Origin of the sequence: Nonomuraea sp. B1E8 (assembly GCF_039871515.1) — a bacterium.
GTDB lineage: Bacteria > Actinomycetota > Actinomycetes > Streptosporangiales > Streptosporangiaceae > Nonomuraea.
Map to the genome: position 1 here is coordinate 307,499 of NZ_JBDPLS010000001.1, position 17,324 is coordinate 324,822.

The 17,324-nt window shown below is 70.8% G+C and carries 17 protein-coding genes; 12 read left to right on the forward strand and 5 right to left on the reverse strand.

All coding sequences use genetic code 11. The features are described from left to right. Positions 1-1,098 (forward strand): protein kinase, encoded by a 1,098-nt coding sequence (locus ABGA98_RS01445; protein ID WP_347616328.1) that lies wholly within the window; start codon positions 1-3, stop codon positions 1,096-1,098. 123 nt (positions 1,099-1,221) lie between these two features. Then, the gene (locus ABGA98_RS01450) at positions 1,222-1,416 is read left to right on the forward strand and encodes a hypothetical protein (RefSeq protein WP_132340063.1); all 195 of its coding nucleotides are present in this window, start codon (positions 1,222-1,224) and stop codon (positions 1,414-1,416) included. An 18-nt stretch (positions 1,417-1,434) separates the two neighbouring features. On the opposite strand, the gene ABGA98_RS01455 is transcribed toward ABGA98_RS01450, so the two are convergent. Then, positions 1,435-1,746 (reverse strand): DUF3817 domain-containing protein, encoded by a 312-nt coding sequence (locus tag ABGA98_RS01455; RefSeq protein WP_347616329.1) that lies wholly within the window; start codon positions 1,744-1,746, stop codon positions 1,435-1,437. A 3-nt stretch (positions 1,747-1,749) separates the two neighbouring features. Next, complete coding sequence (locus ABGA98_RS01460; protein WP_347616330.1) at positions 1,750-2,532, reverse strand: SURF1 family protein; 783 nt, start codon at positions 2,530-2,532, stop codon at positions 1,750-1,752. Between the two features lie 129 nt (positions 2,533-2,661). Between ABGA98_RS01460 and ABGA98_RS01465 the strand changes: the two genes are divergently transcribed. After that, the gene (locus tag ABGA98_RS01465; RefSeq protein WP_347616331.1) at positions 2,662-2,835 is read left to right on the forward strand and encodes a hypothetical protein; all 174 of its coding nucleotides are present in this window, start codon (positions 2,662-2,664) and stop codon (positions 2,833-2,835) included. Between the two features lie 136 nt (positions 2,836-2,971). Next, complete coding sequence (locus tag ABGA98_RS01470) at positions 2,972-4,420, forward strand: NAD(P)/FAD-dependent oxidoreductase (RefSeq protein WP_347616332.1); 1,449 nt, start codon at positions 2,972-2,974, stop codon at positions 4,418-4,420. Here ABGA98_RS01470 and ggt read toward each other — a convergent pair. Next, a complete protein-coding gene (gene ggt / locus ABGA98_RS01475) occupies positions 4,410-6,188 on the reverse strand; it encodes a gamma-glutamyltransferase (RefSeq protein ID WP_347616333.1) in 1,779 nt (592 codons plus the stop codon). The two genes, ABGA98_RS01470 and ggt, sit on opposite strands and share 11 nt — an antisense overlap. A 47-nt stretch (positions 6,189-6,235) precedes the next feature. Between ggt and ABGA98_RS01480 the strand changes: the two genes are divergently transcribed. From ABGA98_RS01480 to ABGA98_RS01515, 8 genes are all read left to right on the forward strand, one after another. Further along, a complete protein-coding gene (locus ABGA98_RS01480; protein WP_347616334.1) occupies positions 6,236-7,342 on the forward strand; it encodes a histidine kinase in 1,107 nt (368 codons plus the stop codon). Continuing rightward, complete coding sequence (locus tag ABGA98_RS01485) at positions 7,339-7,986, forward strand: response regulator transcription factor (RefSeq protein WP_347616335.1); 648 nt, start codon at positions 7,339-7,341, stop codon at positions 7,984-7,986. Before ABGA98_RS01480 ends, ABGA98_RS01485 begins: the two co-directional genes overlap by 4 nt. Positions 7,987-8,041: 55 nt before the next feature. Then, the gene (locus ABGA98_RS01490) at positions 8,042-9,517 is read left to right on the forward strand and encodes an ATP-binding protein (protein ID WP_347616336.1); all 1,476 of its coding nucleotides are present in this window, start codon (positions 8,042-8,044) and stop codon (positions 9,515-9,517) included. Between the two features lie 156 nt (positions 9,518-9,673). Then, a complete protein-coding gene (locus tag ABGA98_RS01495; protein ID WP_347616337.1) occupies positions 9,674-10,438 on the forward strand; it encodes a class I SAM-dependent methyltransferase in 765 nt (254 codons plus the stop codon). Further along, positions 10,422-10,793: a VOC family protein gene (locus ABGA98_RS01500; protein ID WP_347616338.1), complete on the forward strand. Its 372-nt coding sequence runs from the start codon at positions 10,422-10,424 to the stop codon at positions 10,791-10,793. Before ABGA98_RS01495 ends, ABGA98_RS01500 begins: the two co-directional genes overlap by 17 nt. A 279-nt stretch (positions 10,794-11,072) precedes the next feature. Beyond that, entirely contained in the window at positions 11,073-11,363 is a 291-nt protein-coding gene (locus ABGA98_RS01505) for an SHOCT domain-containing protein (RefSeq protein ID WP_347616339.1), read from the forward strand. A 279-nt stretch (positions 11,364-11,642) separates the two neighbouring features. After that, complete coding sequence (locus tag ABGA98_RS01510) at positions 11,643-12,581, forward strand: sulfite exporter TauE/SafE family protein (protein ID WP_347616340.1); 939 nt, start codon at positions 11,643-11,645, stop codon at positions 12,579-12,581. Positions 12,582-13,239: 658 nt separating this feature from the next. Continuing rightward, positions 13,240-14,625, forward strand: coding sequence for a sel1 repeat family protein (locus ABGA98_RS01515; protein ID WP_347616341.1), 1,386 nt, complete (start codon positions 13,240-13,242; stop codon positions 14,623-14,625). 39 nt (positions 14,626-14,664) lie between these two features. On the opposite strand, the gene ald is transcribed toward ABGA98_RS01515, so the two are convergent. Together ald and ABGA98_RS01525 are read right to left on the reverse strand one after the other, a co-directional pair. Then, positions 14,665-15,774, reverse strand: coding sequence for an alanine dehydrogenase (gene ald / locus ABGA98_RS01520; protein WP_347616342.1), 1,110 nt, complete (start codon positions 15,772-15,774; stop codon positions 14,665-14,667). 58 nt (positions 15,775-15,832) lie between these two features. Continuing rightward, entirely contained in the window at positions 15,833-17,215 is a 1,383-nt protein-coding gene (locus tag ABGA98_RS01525; protein ID WP_347616343.1) for an aspartate aminotransferase family protein, read from the reverse strand. Between the last annotated feature and the right edge of the window lie 109 nt (positions 17,216-17,324).

The following is a 17,324-nucleotide window of genomic DNA, read 5'->3' on the forward strand; positions in this document are numbered from 1 at the left end:
GTGCGCACGGGCGCTATCGTGCACCTCGAGATGGGTGAGACCAGCAGGCTGGCCGGCCGCTACCGGCTGCTCAACCCCCTGGGCGCGGGGTCCGTCCTCCTGGCCTTCGACGAGGTGCGCCATCGTGACGTCGCGGTCAGGCGGCTGCGCGTGCCCGCCGAGCTGCGCGACGCCGCGCTGCACGAGGCCCGCCGGGCCACCACGCTGCGGCACGCCTCGATCGTGCGGGTGCTGGACGTCGTGATCGAGGATCGCACGCCGTGGCTGGTGATGGAGTTCGTCTCGGGCGCCTCGCTGGAGCAGGCCGTGCGTTCCCGCCGGCCGCTGCCCGTCCAGCAGGCGGCGAGGGTCGGGGTGTGCGTCCTGTCGGCGCTGGCCACCGCGCACGAGGCGGGCGTCGTGCACGGGCGGGTCGATCCCGGCAACGTGCTGCTCACCACGACGGGCCGGGCGGTGCTCACAGGGTTCGGCTTTCCCAGCCTCAGCATGCTGCCGTCCGCCGACCTGTGGTCGATGGCCGCCACGCTGCACTTCGCGATCGAGGGCCGACCGCCCGGGCAGATGCCCGCCGAGGGCGCCGACCCGCTCAGGTCCCTGGTCAGGGCGATGTTGCACCCGGCGGGGGCGCCACCGATGGACGTCGTGCGCGAGACGCTCGACCGGCTGGCCGTGGACCGCCCGCTCGACGCGGTGATCGCGGCCTCGGGCCCGCTGCCGCCCGCGGGCGCGGCCGCGATCGGGCTGGCCCTGCTCGACCGCCTGCTGGCCGTCGGCGAGTTCCACGGCGGGGTGCAGCCGGGCAACGTCATGATCGACGGCAGCGGGCGGGCGCGGCTCCTGCCGCTGTTGCGTGCCGGCACGCTCCCCGCCTACACCGCCCCCGAGGCCGCCCAGAGCCAGGGGGCCGATCTGTGGTCGCTGGGCGCGACGCTCTTCACCGCGGTCGAGGGTGCTCCCCCCGCCCCTGGCGCGCGGCTGACGAGGGCGGGAGCGCTGGCGCCTGTCCTGTTACGGCTGCTGGCGGGGCATCCGCAGGACCGTCCGACCCCCGAGGAGCTTCGCTCCGACCTTCTCGCGATCATGGCTCAACGGGGGTGAAAGCCTGCGCAACGATTGCGATACATCGCGAGCGGAACAACGACGGCGGCCCCACTCGTTGGACAGGCGACGCACAATGTGGAAGAGGCGGGGCGCGCGCTCCGCGTTCGGAGGATGTTGAGGATGTCGCCAGTCCAGAAGTACGCCATCGGTGCGGGCGCCGCGGTCCTGCTGTCACTGATGATCTTTGGCACCGGCTTTGTCACCCTGCTGGTTGTCCTCGGCGTGGTCGCCGCTCCGGTGATCGGTTACCTGATGCTCGACCCGTCGCAGCGCGAGCGCCTCAAGAGGGCGCGCAAGCGCGGCATCGGCCGCTGAGCCCGCCCGGCGGAGGCCTCAGGCCTCCGCCGCGGTCAGCGCCGCCTGCACCCGCTGGGTCACCCTGCGCTCGACGTAGAACGACAGGAACGGCACCGTGCCGCCCAGCATGACACCGAGCATGTACGGCCACGTCCAGCGTGCCTTCATGCCCAGGTTCATGACGGTGACGAGATAGATCATGTAGAGCCCGCCATGGATGGGGGCAATGATCTTCGACAGGGCCGCCTCGTCGAAGCCGTAACGCAGCACCATGCCGACGCACAACACCAGCAGCATGACGCCGACCACGTAAGCCAGCACCCGGAAGGGCTTCAGAGCCGATTCCACGATTTAACCTTCCAGAGCCATCTCAGGGGACTTGCCACGTTCCCGATCCGCTCGCACGGCATCGCGTACGAAGTGGAACCACATGAAAACGGCGAATCCGGCGAAGATCCACCAGTTGGCGGCGTAAGCGAGGTTACGCCAGGTGAGCGTGCCGCCGACCACGGGCGGGGCTACCTTGACCTGTGCCAGCGAGCCCGACGGCGGTTGCGCCACGACATAGCCGGCGCGCACCTTCTGCCCCGTCCACAGGTTGATCAGCTCGCCCGTGGACACCGTCTGCACCTGACCGGCCGGCAGCCCCTCGCCGCGGCGCTGCACGCTGTCGGTGCCCTGCTGCGGGCGCAGCCTCCCCGACACCGCGATCCGGCCCTCGGGAACGGCCGCCACCGCGGGGTCGCCCGGCGTCTTCACCCAGCCGCGCACCACCGGCATCAGCGTGCCGTCGTCGAGCCGGAGGGGCGTGAGCACCCAGTAGCCGTGGTCGCGGGAGACATTGCCGCCGGGGGCGTCGACGTCGGGCCGCCGGTCGGCCACCAGGAGCTGGCGGCCGGCGTCGTAGGAGCCCTCCGCCGTGACCCTGCGGCCGACGGCCTCGCCGTTCAGCTGGGAGCTCACCTGGGCGAGCGTGGTGACCGCGACAGGCGCGGGGTCGGTGGAGGCGCGCGGTTTCCCCGAGTCGTGAAAGACGCCGAGCTGCCAGCGGCCGAGCAGGATGAACGCGATGAGGACCCCGATGGTCAGCAGGTGCAGCCCCAGCATGCGCGGGGAGAGCAGGGTCCTCAGCATGCTGTCAAAACTATCCGCCGGGTGGGGTGGTCCCCTAATCAGGCCGCCCCTGCGGCAGGGCGCGCCCCACCCCTGCAGATCCCGCCAAACTCCGCAAATGTCACAGGCGCTCACGCTAAGCTGCTACTCATGTCTGACCAGCATATCGACCCGGCGGGCAACACCCAGCAGTTCCGCGCGTTCGCGCAGCGGCGCGAGCAGGAAGCCTCGGTCCCGCCGAAGAAGTCGCCCATCGTTCCCATCATCGCCGTCGTCGTCGCGGTCGTGATCGTCGGCGTCGCCGCCTTCCTCCTGCTCCAGTAGGCATCCGGCCAGGACGACCCGCCGCGGAGGCCGTGGCGGGTTTTCGTCGTTCCTGTGATGGTTTTCACCCTGGACCTGATCGGCGACCGCTCCGTACATTGGACTTACCGTCCAATAGGTGCGCCGCGGAGGTCACATGGCTGGAATAGTGATCGTCGGCGCCGGTCTCGCCGGCGTCTGCATGGCCATCAAGCTCAAAGAAGCCGGCCACCACGACTTCGTCATCCTGGAGAAGGCCAGCGACCTGGGCGGCACCTGGCGCGACAACACCTATCCCGGATGCGCGTGCGACGTGCCGTCGCACATGTACTCCTACTCGTTCGACCTCAATCCGGACTGGTCGCGGATGTTCGCGCCGCAGCGGGAGATCCACGACTACCTGCGGTCATGCGCGGACAGGTACGGCGTGACCCCGCACATCCGGTACGGCAAGCACGTCACCGCGCTCGAGTACGACGACGCCCGCCGCGACTGGACGGTCACCACGGACGACGGCGCCACGCTGCGGGCGAACGCCGTGGTCTCCGCGATCGGCGCCCTGCACATCCCCAAATACCCCGAAATTTCGGGACGCGAGTCGTTCGCCGGACCGGCCATGCACTCCGCCGCCTGGGACCGTACCGTCGACCTGACCGGCAAACGGGTCGCCGTCATCGGCACCGGCGCCTCCGCCGTGCAGTTCGTCCCCCAGATCGCCCCCGTCACCCGCGAACTCACCGTCTTCCAGCGCACGGCGCCCTGGCTGCACCCCAAACCCGACCTCGCCATCCCGCCCCGCGCGCGCGACATCCTGCGCCTGCCCGGCATGGCGAGGACGCTGCGCACCGCCCTCTACTGGGCCCTGGAGTCGCGCGCGCTCGGATTCGCCGTCGACCCGCGCCTGATGAAGGCGCACGAGAAGCTGGCGCTCAGGCACCTGGCCGCCCAGGTCCCCGACCCCGACCTGCGCCGCAGGCTCACCCCCGACTACCTCATCGGCTGCAAGCGCATCCTGATCTCCAGCGACTACTACCCGGCCCTGATGAGGGACGACGTCAACCTGGTCACCGACGAGATCACACAGATCAGGCCGCACTCGATCGTGGACGCCGCCGGCCACGAGCACCCCGCCGACGCGATCATCTACGGCACCGGCTTCCGGGTGCTGGACTCGCTCGCCGAGCAGCACATCGTCGGCAGGGGCGGCGTGAAGATCCAGGAAGCCTGGCAGCACGGCATCCAGACCTACTACGGCATCACCACCTCCGGCTTCCCCAACCTGTTCTTCCTGCTCGGCCCCAACACCGGCCTCGGGCACAACTCCGTCGCCTTCATGATCGAGTCGCAGGTCCGCTACGTGATCGGCTGCCTGCGCCTGCTGTCCAGGACCCGGGCCAGAGCCCTCGACGTCAGGCCGCAGGCGCAGCGGGCGTTCGACCGGAGGCTGCGCCAACGGCTCGACCCGCTCGTGTGGAACGCGGGCGGCTGCCGATCCTGGTATCTGGACGAGCACGGAGTGAACAGGACGATCTGGCCGGGCTTCACCTTCGAGTACTGGGCGCGTACGCGGAAGGTGAAACCCGGCGCCTACCAGCTCATCTTCTAGCCGGCTGCACGACCATCGCGCTGCCGCCGCCCCGGCGGCTCGGCTCGGCCACGGCCTGGATCCGGCCCCTGCCGAGGAACTCCAGCGCCGTGGCGGCGCCGATCTCCGGGTTGAGCGCGAAGCCGTGCCCCCTGGCCTCCAGCTCGGCCCCGTGCTCGTCCAGGAACGCCTGCTCGGCCTGCGTCTGCTCGGTGTTGCGCTGGGTGGCGCGCGGCGCGGCCAGCGCGTCCGGCAGGCTCATGCCGAACTCGTACCGGTTGACCAGGATCTGCAGCACGGTCGTGATGATGGTCGAGCCGCCCGGCGAGCCGGCCGCCAGCACCGGCCTGCCGTGGTCGAACACCAGCGTCGGCGCCATCGACGAGCGCGGCCGCTTGCCGGGGCCCGGCAGGTTCGGGTCGCCGGGCGCCGGGCCGAACGTGAAGTCGGTCAGCTCGTTGTTGAGCAGCACGCCCCGCCCCGGCACGACGATGCCGTTGCCACCGGTCGACTCGATGGTCAGGTTGTAGGCCGCCACGTTGCCCCAGCGGTCGGCGACGACCAGGTGGGTGGTCTCGGGGCCTTCCTTCGCGATCGGCGCGGCGCTGCCCGTAGGTTGCGGGCAGGGCTCGTACGAGCCGTCAGGGTTGCCGGGCGCGGCCGGGTGCGCCATCGCCGTGTCGCCGATCTGGCAGGCCCGCTCCTTGGCGAAGCCGTCGGACAACAACTGCTTGAGCGGCACTCCGGGGATGTCGCCGACGTACGCGCCGCGGTCGGCGAAGGCCAGCCTGGACGCCTCCAGATATTCGTGCAGGCCGACCTCGGGCAGGGCCTCCAGGATGTTGAGCGCCTCCCCGACCGTGGAGCCGCCGGAGGACGGCGGGGCCATGCCGTACACGTCCATGCCCCTGTAGGAGACCTTCGTGGGCTCGCGCAGCAGCGCCCGGTAGGCGTGCAGGTCGGACAGCTCCATCAGGCCGGGCCGGACGTTGCGGGTGCTGCCGGGGGTGACCGGCGGGCGCTTGACGGTGGCCACGATCTCCTTGCCGAGCTGCCCGCCGTACAACCAGCGGGGGCCGCGCCTGGCCAGCTCGCGGTACGTGGCCGCGAGCTCCGGGTTCCTGAAGACCGAGCCGACGGGCGGCGGGGCGCCGTTCGGGAGGTACAGCTTGGCGGTGGAGGTGAAGTCCTTGAAGCGGTCGGCGTTGGCGGCGGTCTGGTCGTGGAAGGTCTGGTCGACGACGAAGCCCTTCGACGCCACCTCGATGGCGGGGCGCAGCGCCTGGCCGAGCGACATCGTGCCGAACTTCCGCAGGGCGAGGTCCCAGTTCGCGACCGTGCCCGGCACTCCGGCGGACAGGCCGCTGGTGACGCCCTCCTCGAACGGGATGCCCTCCAGCGTCGTCGCGGTCATCGCCCGGGGCGCTGTCTCGCGGCCGTCGATCGTGAAGACCTTCCGCTTCCCGGCGTCGTAGTAGACCATGAAGCCGCCGCCGGCCAGGCCCGAGGAGTACGGCTCCGTGACGCCGAGCACCGCGCCCGCGGCGACGGCGGCGTCCATGGCGTTGCCACCCTTCCTGAGCACGGAGACGGCGGCCTTGGAGGCGTCGAGGTCGACGGTGGCCACGGCGCCGCCGTACCCCTCCGCGACCGGTGCCTTCTGCTGGGGCTGAGCCGGCGCGGGTGCCGCCGGCACGAGCAAGACGAGGACTGTTGCTGCGGGAACGATCACTCGGCGCATGGTGTCCACGATGACCCAGGTACGCCCGTCGTGGTAGGGCCCCCTCACACACAGGGATGATGCGCTGGTCAAAGCATTGATCTAGCGTGGATGACGTGCGCGGGAAGTACGGATTCGACCCCTACCTCGCCCTGATCGTGGCCGCCGCCCAGTTCGTGATCGCCAAGGGCGCGTCCTGGGGGCAGCGGTCCTTCAGGGAGCCGCTCGACCCCTACGCCTACGGGCTGCTGCTGGTCGGGCCGCTGGCGATCCTGCTGCACCGGCGTTTCCCGCTGCTCACGACCGCCGTCGCGCTGGCCGCCAACGACCTGTTCCTGATCGCCGGGTACGCCTACGGCCCCAGCTTCATCAGCCCGGCCGTCCTGCTGTTCCTGCTCGTCACGCGGGGCAGGCGGCTGATGGCCTGGATCATGGCGGCGGCGACGCTGGTGTCGTTCATCGCCTACGCCTGGCTGATGGGCAACCGCGACGTCCTCCACAGCGTGTGGATCCTGACCTTCATCATGCTGCTCATGGTGCTGGCCGAGCTGGTCAGGATCATCAGGGAACGCCGGGCCGAGCGCGAGCGCACGGCGGAGGAGGAGGCCAGGCGGCAGGCCAGCGAGGAGCGCCTGACCATGGCGCAGGAGCTGCACGACGTGCTCGCGCACAACATCTCCCTCATCCACGTGCAGGCCTCCACCGCGCTGCACCTCATCGACGCCAACCCCGAGCAGGCGAGGACCGCCCTGTCCACCATCAAGACGGCGTCGAAGGAGGTGCTCGGCGAGATGCGCTCGGTGCTGAACGTCCTGCGCGAGGGCGCCCCCCGTGCCCCCACCTCCGGGCTCGACCGCCTCGACGACCTGGTGGAGCGCTCCGGGGTGAAGGTGACGCTCGAACGCGTCGGCTCACGGCCGCTTCCGTCCCAGGTGGAGCGGGCCGCGTACCGGATCGTGCAGGAGTCGCTCACCAACGCCGCCCGGCACGCCCCCGGCTCCGACGTCACCGTGCGCCTGGAATACGGCGCGCACGAGCTGGTCGTCGCGGTGGCCGACACGGGCGCGACGGACGTCCCCCTCCTGTCCGAGGCCGGCAGCGGCAACGGCATTCCCGGCATGCGCGAGCGGGCCTCCGCCCTCGGCGGCACGCTGGTCGCAGGCCCGTCAGGCACCGGCTTCCAGGTCGAGGCCCGGCTCCCCCTACCCGAGGAGACCCCATGATCAAGGTGCTGCTGGCCGACGACCAGGCACTGGTGCGCGCGGGCTTCAAGGCGCTGCTCGACGCCCAGCCCGACATGACCGTGGTGGCCGAGGCCTCCGACGGCGCGGAGGCGGTGCGGCTGGCGGGCGAGCACCAGCCCGACGTGGTGCTGATGGACATCCGCATGCCGGGCACCGACGGGCTGACCGCCACCCGCCAGATGCCGCCGGGGCCGCACATCATCATCCTGACGACGTTCGAGCTGGACGAGTACGTCTTCGAGGCGCTGCGCGGCGGCGCCAGCGGCTTCCTCGTCAAGGACACCGAGCCGGCCGAGCTGATCCAGGCCGTCCGGGTGGTCGCGGCCGGCGAGGCGCTGCTGTCGCCCAGTGTGACCCGCCGCCTGATCGCGGAGTACGCCACCCGCGCCAAGGCCCCGGTCGCCGTCGACGGGCTCGACCAGCTCACCGAGCGCGAGCGGGAGGTGCTCGCCCTGGTCGGCACCGGCATGACCAACGACGAGATCGCGGCCAAGCTGTTCATGTCGCCGGCCACGGCCAAGACGCACGTGAGCCGGGCCATGATGAAGCTGCACGCCCGCGACCGCGCTCAGCTCGTCGTCATCGCCTACGAGTCGGGGCTGGTGAAGCCCGGGTGGGCCTGAGGTCGGCTAGCCAAAATCGAGTTAGGCTAACTGCGTTTTGGCTAAGGTGACCTCCATGGAGGTCACCAAACCGAGCGCGGTGTTCGATCGGGTCGACGAATGGAACGATCTAGTCCAGTTCGCCACCGATCCCACACCAGGTCTGCGCATCGGCGTCGTACGCGGACGCCGCCGTCACGGCAAGTCGTTCCTCCTGGAGCACCTGTGTGAAGCGGCGAGCGGGGTCTACACCGTGGCTCTCAGGCAGAACAGAGCCGCGGCGCTGACACGATTCTCCGATTCCCTGTCACAAGCCCTCGGTTATCGCCTCGGCGCCTTTCCTGACTGGGTGACAGCGCTCGACACCGCGGTGGACGCCCTGTCAAGCAGAACAACAGGCCGTCCGCCGCTGCTGGTCATGGACGAGTTTCCGTATCTGGCGGATCATTCACCGGAACTGCCCTCCGCCATCCAGGCTCTCTACGACAAACGCGGACCTCGCAAGGGCCATCCGCCTTTCAAGCTCATCCTGTGCGGCTCGGCGATCTCCATCATGTCCTCCCTGCTCGCGGGCGATCAGGCGCTGCGGGGAAGAGCGGTCCTCGACCTGCGCATCGGCCAGTTCCGCTTCCGAGACGCCGCGAAATACTGGGAGACCGACCCGCGGACCGCCTTTCTCATCGACGCGGTGCTGGGAGGCGCGCCGGGCTACCGCGACATCGTGGGCGATCCGCCCGAACCTGGCGCGAAAGGGCTTTTCCACTGGCTGGAGCGGACCATACTCAACCCATCACACGTTCTGTTCACCGAACCCGACTATCTCCTCGCGGAGGACCCCCGCATCCGTGACCGCGCCATCTACAACGCGATCTGGTGGGCGGTCGCCATGGGAGCGACCTCCCCCAACCAGATCGGCGGCCTGGTCGGCATGGACGCCAAGGCTCTGACGTACCACCTGAACGTCATGAAGGACGGCGGCTTCCTCCGGCACGAGCAGGACCTCCTGCGGCAGCGCCGCCCCACGATCACCATCGCCGACCCGACAGTGAGATTCCACAACCTGATCGTCCAGCCGAACGTCAGCGCCCTGGAGATGCGCCAGGCCCGGGTGGTCTGGGACCGTTCGCGTAAGACCTTCTCCGACAAGATCCTCGGCCCGCACTTCGAGGAAACAGCCCGCACATGGGTGCGCCTGCACGGCGCGGAGACAGGTCTGGACGACATCGGCCACGTCGGCACGACGGAGGTCGCCTGCAGGGAACACCGTGGCCACGAGGTGGACATCATGGCCGTCAGCCGGACGGCGCTGCCCCGGTCGAAGAGCGCGCGCATCACCCTGATCGGTGAAGCCAAGTGCACCAACAAGACCCGTACGATGGCCGACCTCCACAGATTGCGGCACCTACGCGAACTGCTCCTGTCGCTCGGCTGGGACGCTGGAGACGCCTCATTTGCGCTCTTCTCACGGGACGGATTCTCCTCCGACCTGGAGACGGCCGCTGCGGACGGGCAGGTGCACCTCCTGGATCTCGAAACCATGTACGCGCTCTAAGGGGTGAACCAGGTGGACACCGCTCCGGGCCCGGCCGGCGCGGTACCGCTCGGCCGGCCTGGCCTGCGTGACCGTGCTGGACATCCAGATCGGCTCGCCGCCTCGCATGACGAAATATGGTTGAACGCCGGGCTCCGCCCCTGACAGGGTCGGAGGATGCGGCGCACGTATGACGACCTCGTCCAGGACGCGGCCGGCGTCTCCGTGGACGGCTGGGACTTCTCCTGGCTCGACGGCCGGGCCACCGAGGAGCGCCCGTCATGGGGCTACGCCAGGCTCCTCGGCGAGCGCCTGGCGACGGTCGGGTCCGCGCTCGACATCCAGACGGGCGGCGGCGAGATCCTGGCCGGGGTGCCCACGCTGCCGCCGGTCACCGTGGCCACCGAGTCGTGGCCGCCCAACCTCAAGCTGGCCGCCTCCCGGCTGCGCCGGCGCGGCGCCTGGGTGGTGGCCGACGACGAGGAGCCGCGCCTGCCGTTCGCGAGCAACGTCTTCGACCTGGTGACCAGCCGCCACCCCGTGCAGACGTGGTGGAACGAGATCGCCCGCGTGCTGCGGCCCGGCGGCTCCTACCTCTCCCAGCAGGTCGGGCCCAGGAGCGTGTTCGAGCTCGCGGAATTCTTCCTCGGCCCGCTCGACGGCTCGGCCCGCGACCCCGAGCAGGTCGGGCAGGAGGCCGAGGCCGCCGGGCTCGAAGTGGTCGATCTGCGGTCGGAGCGGTTGCGCATGGAGTTCCGCGACATCGGCGCGGTCGTCTACTTCCTGCGCAAGGTCATCTGGATCGTGCCGGGCTTCTCCGTCGAACGCCACCAGGAGAGGTTGCGCGCGCTGCACGACCGGATCGAAAGCGAAGGACCGTTCGTGGCCCACTCCGCCAGGTTCCTGATCGAAGCGAGGAAACGTCATGGCCAAGCTGCGTGACGTGGTGGTCGACTGCCGGCACCCGGCCTCACTGGCGAGGTTCTGGGCGGCGACGCTCGACGGCTACGCGGTGGCCCCCTACGACGAGGCCGAGCTCGCGCGGCTGCGCGCCAACGGGATCGACGACCCGGAGGACGACCCGACGGTGCTGGTCGAGGGCGGGCCGCCCCGGCTGTGGTTCCAGCACGTGCCGGAGCACAAGGTGGTCAAGAACCGGCTCCACCTCGACGTCGACTCCGACGACCCCGACGCCGAGATCGCCCGCCTCACCGAGCTGGGCGCCACGGTGGTGGCCACCCGCGACGACTGGGTGGTCATGGCCGACCCGGAGGGCAACGAGTTCTGCGTGTTCTGATCCCGGGCTCGCGGACGGCGGAGCGCCACGTTTCCCTCATCGGGTCGCGGACAACGGACCAGGCGAAGCACCGCGCCGACCTCCGCAGATCGCGGACGTACGGACGAGGCGACTCCGCGGGCGGACGAGCGGACGAGGTCAGGCGCCGCGCCTACCTCTGCGGGCGTACGCCGGCCTGCCCTGAACACTCCCTCGGGCGCAGGGGAAACAGGACCCGGCGTGCGATTCACCGGACGGCCCCTTGGCGGATTCTGGAGGCAACCGTCAAGGAGGAGAGACATGAACACCATCGCACTGCTGGCGCCCCACTGGGGCGGCTCCGGCGCGTTCTGGCCGATCATCCCGCTGTTCTGGGGCCTGTTCTGGGTCGGCGTCGTGGCGCTCGCCATCACCGCCCGGCGCAAGGGCTGGTGGGGCCCTCGGCAGGCTCACCACGCCGGGCCTGCCGGATCTGCCGGGTCGCCCACCGCGTCCGCGGAGCGGATTCTCGCCGAGCGGTACGCCCGCGGCGAGATGGGCGACGACGAATACTACGAGAAGCTCTCCGTTCTCAAGGGCGGGGCATCGTGACTTGCCCCCCGGCCTGAGATCCGGCGATTCCCGTATAGCTCAAGCGGCGGTTCGTGTGCCGAGCGCGACCCCACCCCGCAGTGGCCCGAACCTCCGTAACCCGGGCCTTGCGTCGCTTCCACCCAAACATCACCGTCGGTGCGACAACTGTCACTCGCCGCATGCGGCCGGCCGGGTTACGTTGCGTGTACGGGCTTCGTAGAGAGTGGGGACAAGAATGCGGTCCATCACCGATTTCCGCCGTACGCTCACCGGCCGCGCCGCGCTCGCCCGCTGAGCGTGAGCGCCGCCGCCCTGCTCGCCGGTGGGATCACCGCCGGGCTCGTGGCCGGCACCGCCTCGTGCACCGCCGCACAGGGCGGGCTGCTGATGGGACTGGCCGGCGGCCGCCACGGGCGTGATCCCGCGCTCGTGGCGTGGTTCCTCGCCGGCCGGCTGGCCTCCCACACGATCGCCGGCGCGCTGCTGGGGCTGCTCGGCTCGGCCGTCACCCTGCCGCCGCGGGCGCGGGCCGTGCTGCTCGTCGTGGCCGGCCTCACGGTGATCGTCTTCGCGGTCCGCCTCATACGGCGCGGGCACGCCGGCTGCGCGGCGGCTCCGCCCGGGGCTCCGTCGGAGCCGCCGTCCGAGGCTCCTCCGGGGGCTCCGTTCGGGGTTCTGGCCAGGTACAAGGCGCCGCTGCTGGGCGCGGCCACCATTCTGGTGCCCTGCGGCGTGACGCTCGGCGTGGAGCTGGTCGCGGTCTCCAGCGGGTCCCCGGTGGCGGGGGCGGCGGCCATGGCGGGGTTCGTCATCGGTACGGCGCCGGCGTTCGCGCTGCTCGGCTACGTGCTCCGGCGCGTCTCCCGCACCCGGCTGGCCAGGCTCGCCGGGGTCGCCGCGATCGCCGCCGGGCTCTGGACCGCCGGCTCGGGGGTCAGCCTCGGCGGCTGGCTGCCCGCCCCCGATCCCGCGCAGGCGGTCACCGGGCCCGGAGGCCAGACCGTCACGGTCTGGGCCACCCGCGACGGCTACCGCCCGGCCATCGTCTCGGCCCGCGCGGGCGTGCCCGTCGAGGTCGTCTTCAAGGTGGCCGAGCACGGCTGCACGGACACCGTCGTGATCGACGGCCGCGACGTCGCGCTGCCGGCCACCGTACGCCTGCCGCCGCAACGGCCGGGAAGCCTGCGCTACGTCTGCGGGATGGGCATGTACTCCGGGATCCTCACCTTCTCCTGAGCCCCGCTTCACCGGCCTGCCGCTGCGGTGCTACCGGTCGCACCGCTCGGGGCCGTTGTCCTGTCGCTGGTCAGCACCCGTGGTCGCCGCCCCTTCATACGGGCATGGACGAGCGGCGACCGGCGACGCTGTCTCAGTCCAGGATGCTGAGCCCCCAGGGGTAGTTCGGGGGGCCCACCTCATCGCAAGCCCACGCCCTCGCGCCTTGAGCACCCACGTACGCCACCCCCGCGTCGCGGCACTCCTGCCAGGTCATGTAGTAGCCCTCGCACCACCACACGGATGGCGATGACAGGCCGCCGGTTGGCGCCACTCCGTCGCAAGCTGCCGCGGCTGCGGTTCCGGGGAAGGCCAGGCACAGCCCGGTCGCAGCCACGACGGCCGCGAGGATGCCTGTGGCAGTCCTCTTGCGCATCATCGTCTTTCTCCCTTCGGTTGCGCTCCCGCCTTGTACGGAGCTGCGGTCCAGCTCCAGCAGTGAGCGGCGTTACTCTGTGCGATCTTCATCGTCATGTGCCCGGGCAGACCGGGCCAGGGCATCATGAGGACATTCAGCGGACACAACGGCGCGACGAGAGACCGCGTCCCTGCGTTCACCCTGGAGCACTTGTCGGCGATTACGGTTCGCGATCGCGTGATCACGTGCCACTCTGTCGCCATGGCCTGGCAAGGAGAGGTGACGGCGCCGGCCGTACCGGCGCCACGCGTGGGAGACGAGCACGAGGTGCTGGCCGCGGCGCGGGCGGGCGACGCGCAGGCCGCGCACCGGCTCGGCAAGCTCTACGCCCAGCACGGTGACCGCGCGGCCGCCAAGCACTGGTGGGAGCGGGCCGCCGCGGGCGGCAACGTCGACAGCGCCTACAACCTGGGCATCTGGCACGAGAAGCACGGCAGCCTGGAGGAGGCCGTCTCCTGGTACGAGCTGGCCGCGAGCACCGGCGACGCCGAGGCCGCGGCCAATCTGGCGACGCTGCTGCTCGAACAGCGCGGCGACGCGGAGGCCGCCAGGGGCTGGTTCGAGGCCGCGGCGCGCAACGGTTCGAGGGCGGCCGCCCGCCGGCTCGCCCTGCTGTGCGAGGACTCGGGTGAGCTGGCGGCCGCCCGCGAATGGCACCGGCAGGCGGCCGCCGGCGGCGATGTGGCCTCGGCGCACGACCTGGGGTTCCTGGCCTATTCCGCGGGCGACGACGAGGAGACCGTGCACTGGTGGGAGCGCGGGGCCAGGGGCGGCCACGCCGAGTCGGCGCACTGCATGGGTCTTTACCTGCACGCCAGCCGCGACCCTGAGGGGGCGGAGGGCTACTACCGGCTGGCCGCCAAGCACGAGCACGCCGGCTCCTCGTCCCGGCTCGGCGGTCTCGCGCTGTCCAGGGGCGACCTGCGTACGGCCCGCGCCTGGTTCGAGAGGGCGGCGGGCGCCGGGCGGGTGGAGGACCAGCGGATGGCCGGGTTCGTCTGCGTGGAGCTGGGCGACAGCGCGGCGGCCAGCCACTGGTTCGGCCGGGCGGCGGCGGGCGGCGACCCCGAGTCGGCCTACGACTACGCGCTGCTGCTCATCGCCGAGTTCGGCGATCTGGCGGGCGGGCAACACTGGTTCAGGCAGGCGGCGCTGGCCGGGCACCACGCGGCCGCGGTCGAGCTGGGCGGGCTGCTGTCGGTGGCGGGTGAGCACGGCGAGGCGCGCGAGTGGCTGTCCGACCCGCCGCCGCCCGCCTGGGGCCGGTCCGCCGAGCCGGAGCTGACGGCGAGGGCGGAGCTGGCCTCCGCCGCGACCGGGCGCAGGGGCGGAGTGCCGCTGGACGTGGCGGACCTGGCGGAGGTGCTCGGCACGTGGGATCTGGTGACCAGGCCGCTGCACGACCATTCCGAGGTGGTCGGGTGGCTGGTGGAGCGGAGCGGGGTGCACGCGAGCGCGATCGAGCATCTGGCTTCGGTGCGCGGCACGCTGCTGCGTCCCGGCAGCGCGCCGTGGCCGAGCCCGGGCGAGCTCCGGCATGTCCTGGCCACCGCACGCGACCTGCGCAGGCGGTTGGGGGTGCGCTGACCGGCCGCTGGGCCGCAGCCCACCCCGCCGCGTGGACGACTAGACGACTTCGGTCAGCGGCGTGTACGCCAGCCCGAGCGCCTCGGCAACCGGCTGGTTCGTCAGCCGGCCGCCCTGCGTGTTGAGCCCGCCCGCGAGCCCCGCGTCGGCCTTGACGGCCTCCCGCCAGCCCATGTTCGCCAGCTTGACCGCGTACGGGAGGGTCGCGTTGGTGAGGGCGTAGGTGGAGGTGTTGGCGACGGAGCCCGGCATGTTGGCCACGCAGTAGAAGACCGAGTCGTGCACCGGGTAGGTGGGCTCGGCGTGCGTGGTCGGGCGCGAGTCCTCGAAGCAGCCGCCCTGGTCGATGGCGATGTCGACGAGCACCGAGCCCGGTTTCATGCGGGACACGAGGTCGTTGGAGACCAGCGTCGGGGCCTTGGCGCCGGGGATCAGCACCGCGCCGATGACCAGGTCGGCCTGCAGGACCTCCCGCTCGATCGCGTACGACGTCGAGACCAGCGTCTTGAGCCGGCCCTGGTAGATGGCGTCGATGAAGCGCAGCCGGTCGACGTTGGTGTCGAGCACGGTCACGTCGGCGCCCATGCCGACGGCGATCTGAGCGGCGTTCAGCCCCGACACGCCGCCGCCGATCACGACCACCTTGGCCGGGGCCACGCCGGGCACGCCGCCCGGCAGGACGCCGCGGCCGCCGTTGAAGCGCATCAGGTTGTACGCGCCCACCTGCGGCGCGAGGCGGCCGGCGACCTCGGACATCGGGGCGAGCAGCGGCAGCGCCCCGCCGACCTGGACCGTCTCGTACGCGATGCCCGTGGTCCCCGCCTTGAGCAGGGCGTCGGTGCACGGGCGGGAGGCGGCCAGGTGCAGGTATGTGAACAGCACCAGCCCGTCGCGCAGCCGGTGGTACTCCTCGGCGACCGGCTCCTTCACCTTGAGCACCAGGCCCGCCTCGCCCCACACCTCATCGGCGCTGTCGACGATCTTGGCGCCCGCCGCCAGATACTCCTCGTCCGTGATGGACGAGCCCAGACCCGCACCCTGCTGGACGGTGACCTCGTGGCCGTTGCGCACGAGTTCGTGAACGCCCGCGGGGGTCGCCGCGACCCGATATTCGTGGTTCTTGACCTCGGCGGGAACGCCGATCTTCATCCGTGGATCCTTTCGCGCGCCGGCACGTCGTACCGGATGGTGTGACGGCGGGCGGCCCCTAGAGGCGCGCCCATGCTTCGGTGAGCACGTTGCGGAGGATGGACCCGATCTCGGCGAACTCCTCGGGTCCGGCGATCAGCGGGGGCGCCAGCTGGATGACGGGGTCGCCGCGGTCGTCGGCGCGGCAGTAGAGGCCGGCTTCGTACAGCGCCCTGGACAGGAAGCCGCGCAGCAGCCGCTCCGACTCCTCGGCGTCGAACGTCTCCTTGGTGCTCTTGTCCTTGACCAGTTCGATGCCCCAGAAGTAGCCGGAGCCGCGAACGTCGCCGACGATGGGGAGGTCGCGCAGCCCTTCGAGGGTCTCCTTGAACAGCGGCTCGTTCCTGGTGACGTGGCCGAGCAGGTCTTCGCGTTCGAAGATGTCGAGGTTGGCCAGCGCGACGGCGGCGGAGACGGGGTGGCCGCCGAAGGTGTAGCCGTGCGCGAACATGGTGTCGCCGCCCTTGAACGGCTCGAACAGCCGCTCGTGCGCGATCATGGCGCCGATGGGCGAGTAGCCGCTGGTCAGGCCCTTGGCGCAGGTGATGATGTCCGGCACGTAGTCGAACTTCTGGCCGCCGAACATGGTGCCGAGCCGGCCGAACGCGCAGATGACCTCGTCGGAGACGAGCAGCACGTCGTACGCGTCGCAGATCTCGCGCAGGCGCTGGAAGTAGCCGGGGGCGGGAGGGAAGCAGCCGCCGGCGTTCTGCACGGGCTCGGCGAAGACGGCGGCCACCGTGTCGGGGCCCTCCATCTCGATGGCGCGGGCCACGCGCTCGGCGGCCCAGAAGCCGTACTCCTCGGGGGTCATGCCCTTGACACCGGTGATCTCGTCGGCGCGGTAGTGGTTGGTGTTGGGCACCCTGATGGAGCCGGGCACGAGCGGCTCGAACATCTCCTTGAACGCCGGGATGCCGGTGATCGACAGGGCGCCCTGCGGGGTGCCGTGGTAGGCGATCTGGCGGCTGATGACCTTGTGCTTGAGCGGCTTGCCGACGAGCTTGAAGTACTGCTTGGCCAGCTTCCACGCGGATTCGACCGCTTCGCCGCCCCCGGTGGTGAAGAAGACGCGGTTGAGCTCGCCGGGGGTGTGGGAGGCCAGTCGCTGGGCCAGCTCCGCCGCCTTGGGGTGGGCGTAGGACCACAGCGGGAAGAACGCGAGCTCCTGGGCCTGCTTGGCGGCGGCCTCGGCGAGTTCCTGGCGCCCGTGCCCGGCCTGGACCACGAAAAGCCCGGCCAGACCGTCGAGATAGCGCTTGCCGTGGATGTCGTAGATGTAGGAGCCCTCACCGCGGACGATGGTCGGGATCTCGGACTGCTGGTAGGAGCTGTGCCTGGTGAAGTGCAACCACAGATGGTCGTGCGCGGCCTTGAGGACGTCGTTTTCCGGCTGCGTCATGGCTATCTTCCCTCGTGTCTGACTTCCCACAGTTTGCCTGTTCACCTGATACTTGCCAAGCGAATCGGTCGCGACATTATGCAAGAAAATCGAGATCCGCAGAACCGCT

Coding starts and splice junctions, on each gene's coding strand:
- ABGA98_RS01450 (WP_132340063.1), top strand. CDS start 1,222: ATGTCGCCAGTCCAGAAGTACGCCATCGGTGCGGGCGCCGCGGTCCTG.
- ABGA98_RS01460 (WP_347616330.1), bottom strand. CDS start 2,532: ATGCTGAGGACCCTGCTCTCCCCGCGCATGCTGGGGCTGCACCTGCTG.
- ABGA98_RS01465 (WP_347616331.1), top strand. CDS start 2,662: ATGTCTGACCAGCATATCGACCCGGCGGGCAACACCCAGCAGTTCCGC.
- ABGA98_RS01470 (WP_347616332.1), top strand. CDS start 2,972: ATGGCTGGAATAGTGATCGTCGGCGCCGGTCTCGCCGGCGTCTGCATG.
- ABGA98_RS01485 (WP_347616335.1), top strand. CDS start 7,339: ATGATCAAGGTGCTGCTGGCCGACGACCAGGCACTGGTGCGCGCGGGC.
- ABGA98_RS01490 (WP_347616336.1), top strand. CDS start 8,042: ATGGAGGTCACCAAACCGAGCGCGGTGTTCGATCGGGTCGACGAATGG.
- ABGA98_RS01495 (WP_347616337.1), top strand. CDS start 9,674: ATGCGGCGCACGTATGACGACCTCGTCCAGGACGCGGCCGGCGTCTCC.
- ABGA98_RS01500 (WP_347616338.1), top strand. CDS start 10,422: ATGGCCAAGCTGCGTGACGTGGTGGTCGACTGCCGGCACCCGGCCTCA.
- ABGA98_RS01505 (WP_347616339.1), top strand. CDS start 11,073: ATGAACACCATCGCACTGCTGGCGCCCCACTGGGGCGGCTCCGGCGCG.
- ABGA98_RS01515 (WP_347616341.1), top strand. CDS start 13,240: ATGGCCTGGCAAGGAGAGGTGACGGCGCCGGCCGTACCGGCGCCACGC.
- ald (WP_347616342.1), bottom strand. CDS start 15,774: ATGAAGATCGGCGTTCCCGCCGAGGTCAAGAACCACGAATATCGGGTC.
- ABGA98_RS01525 (WP_347616343.1), bottom strand. CDS start 17,215: ATGACGCAGCCGGAAAACGACGTCCTCAAGGCCGCGCACGACCATCTG.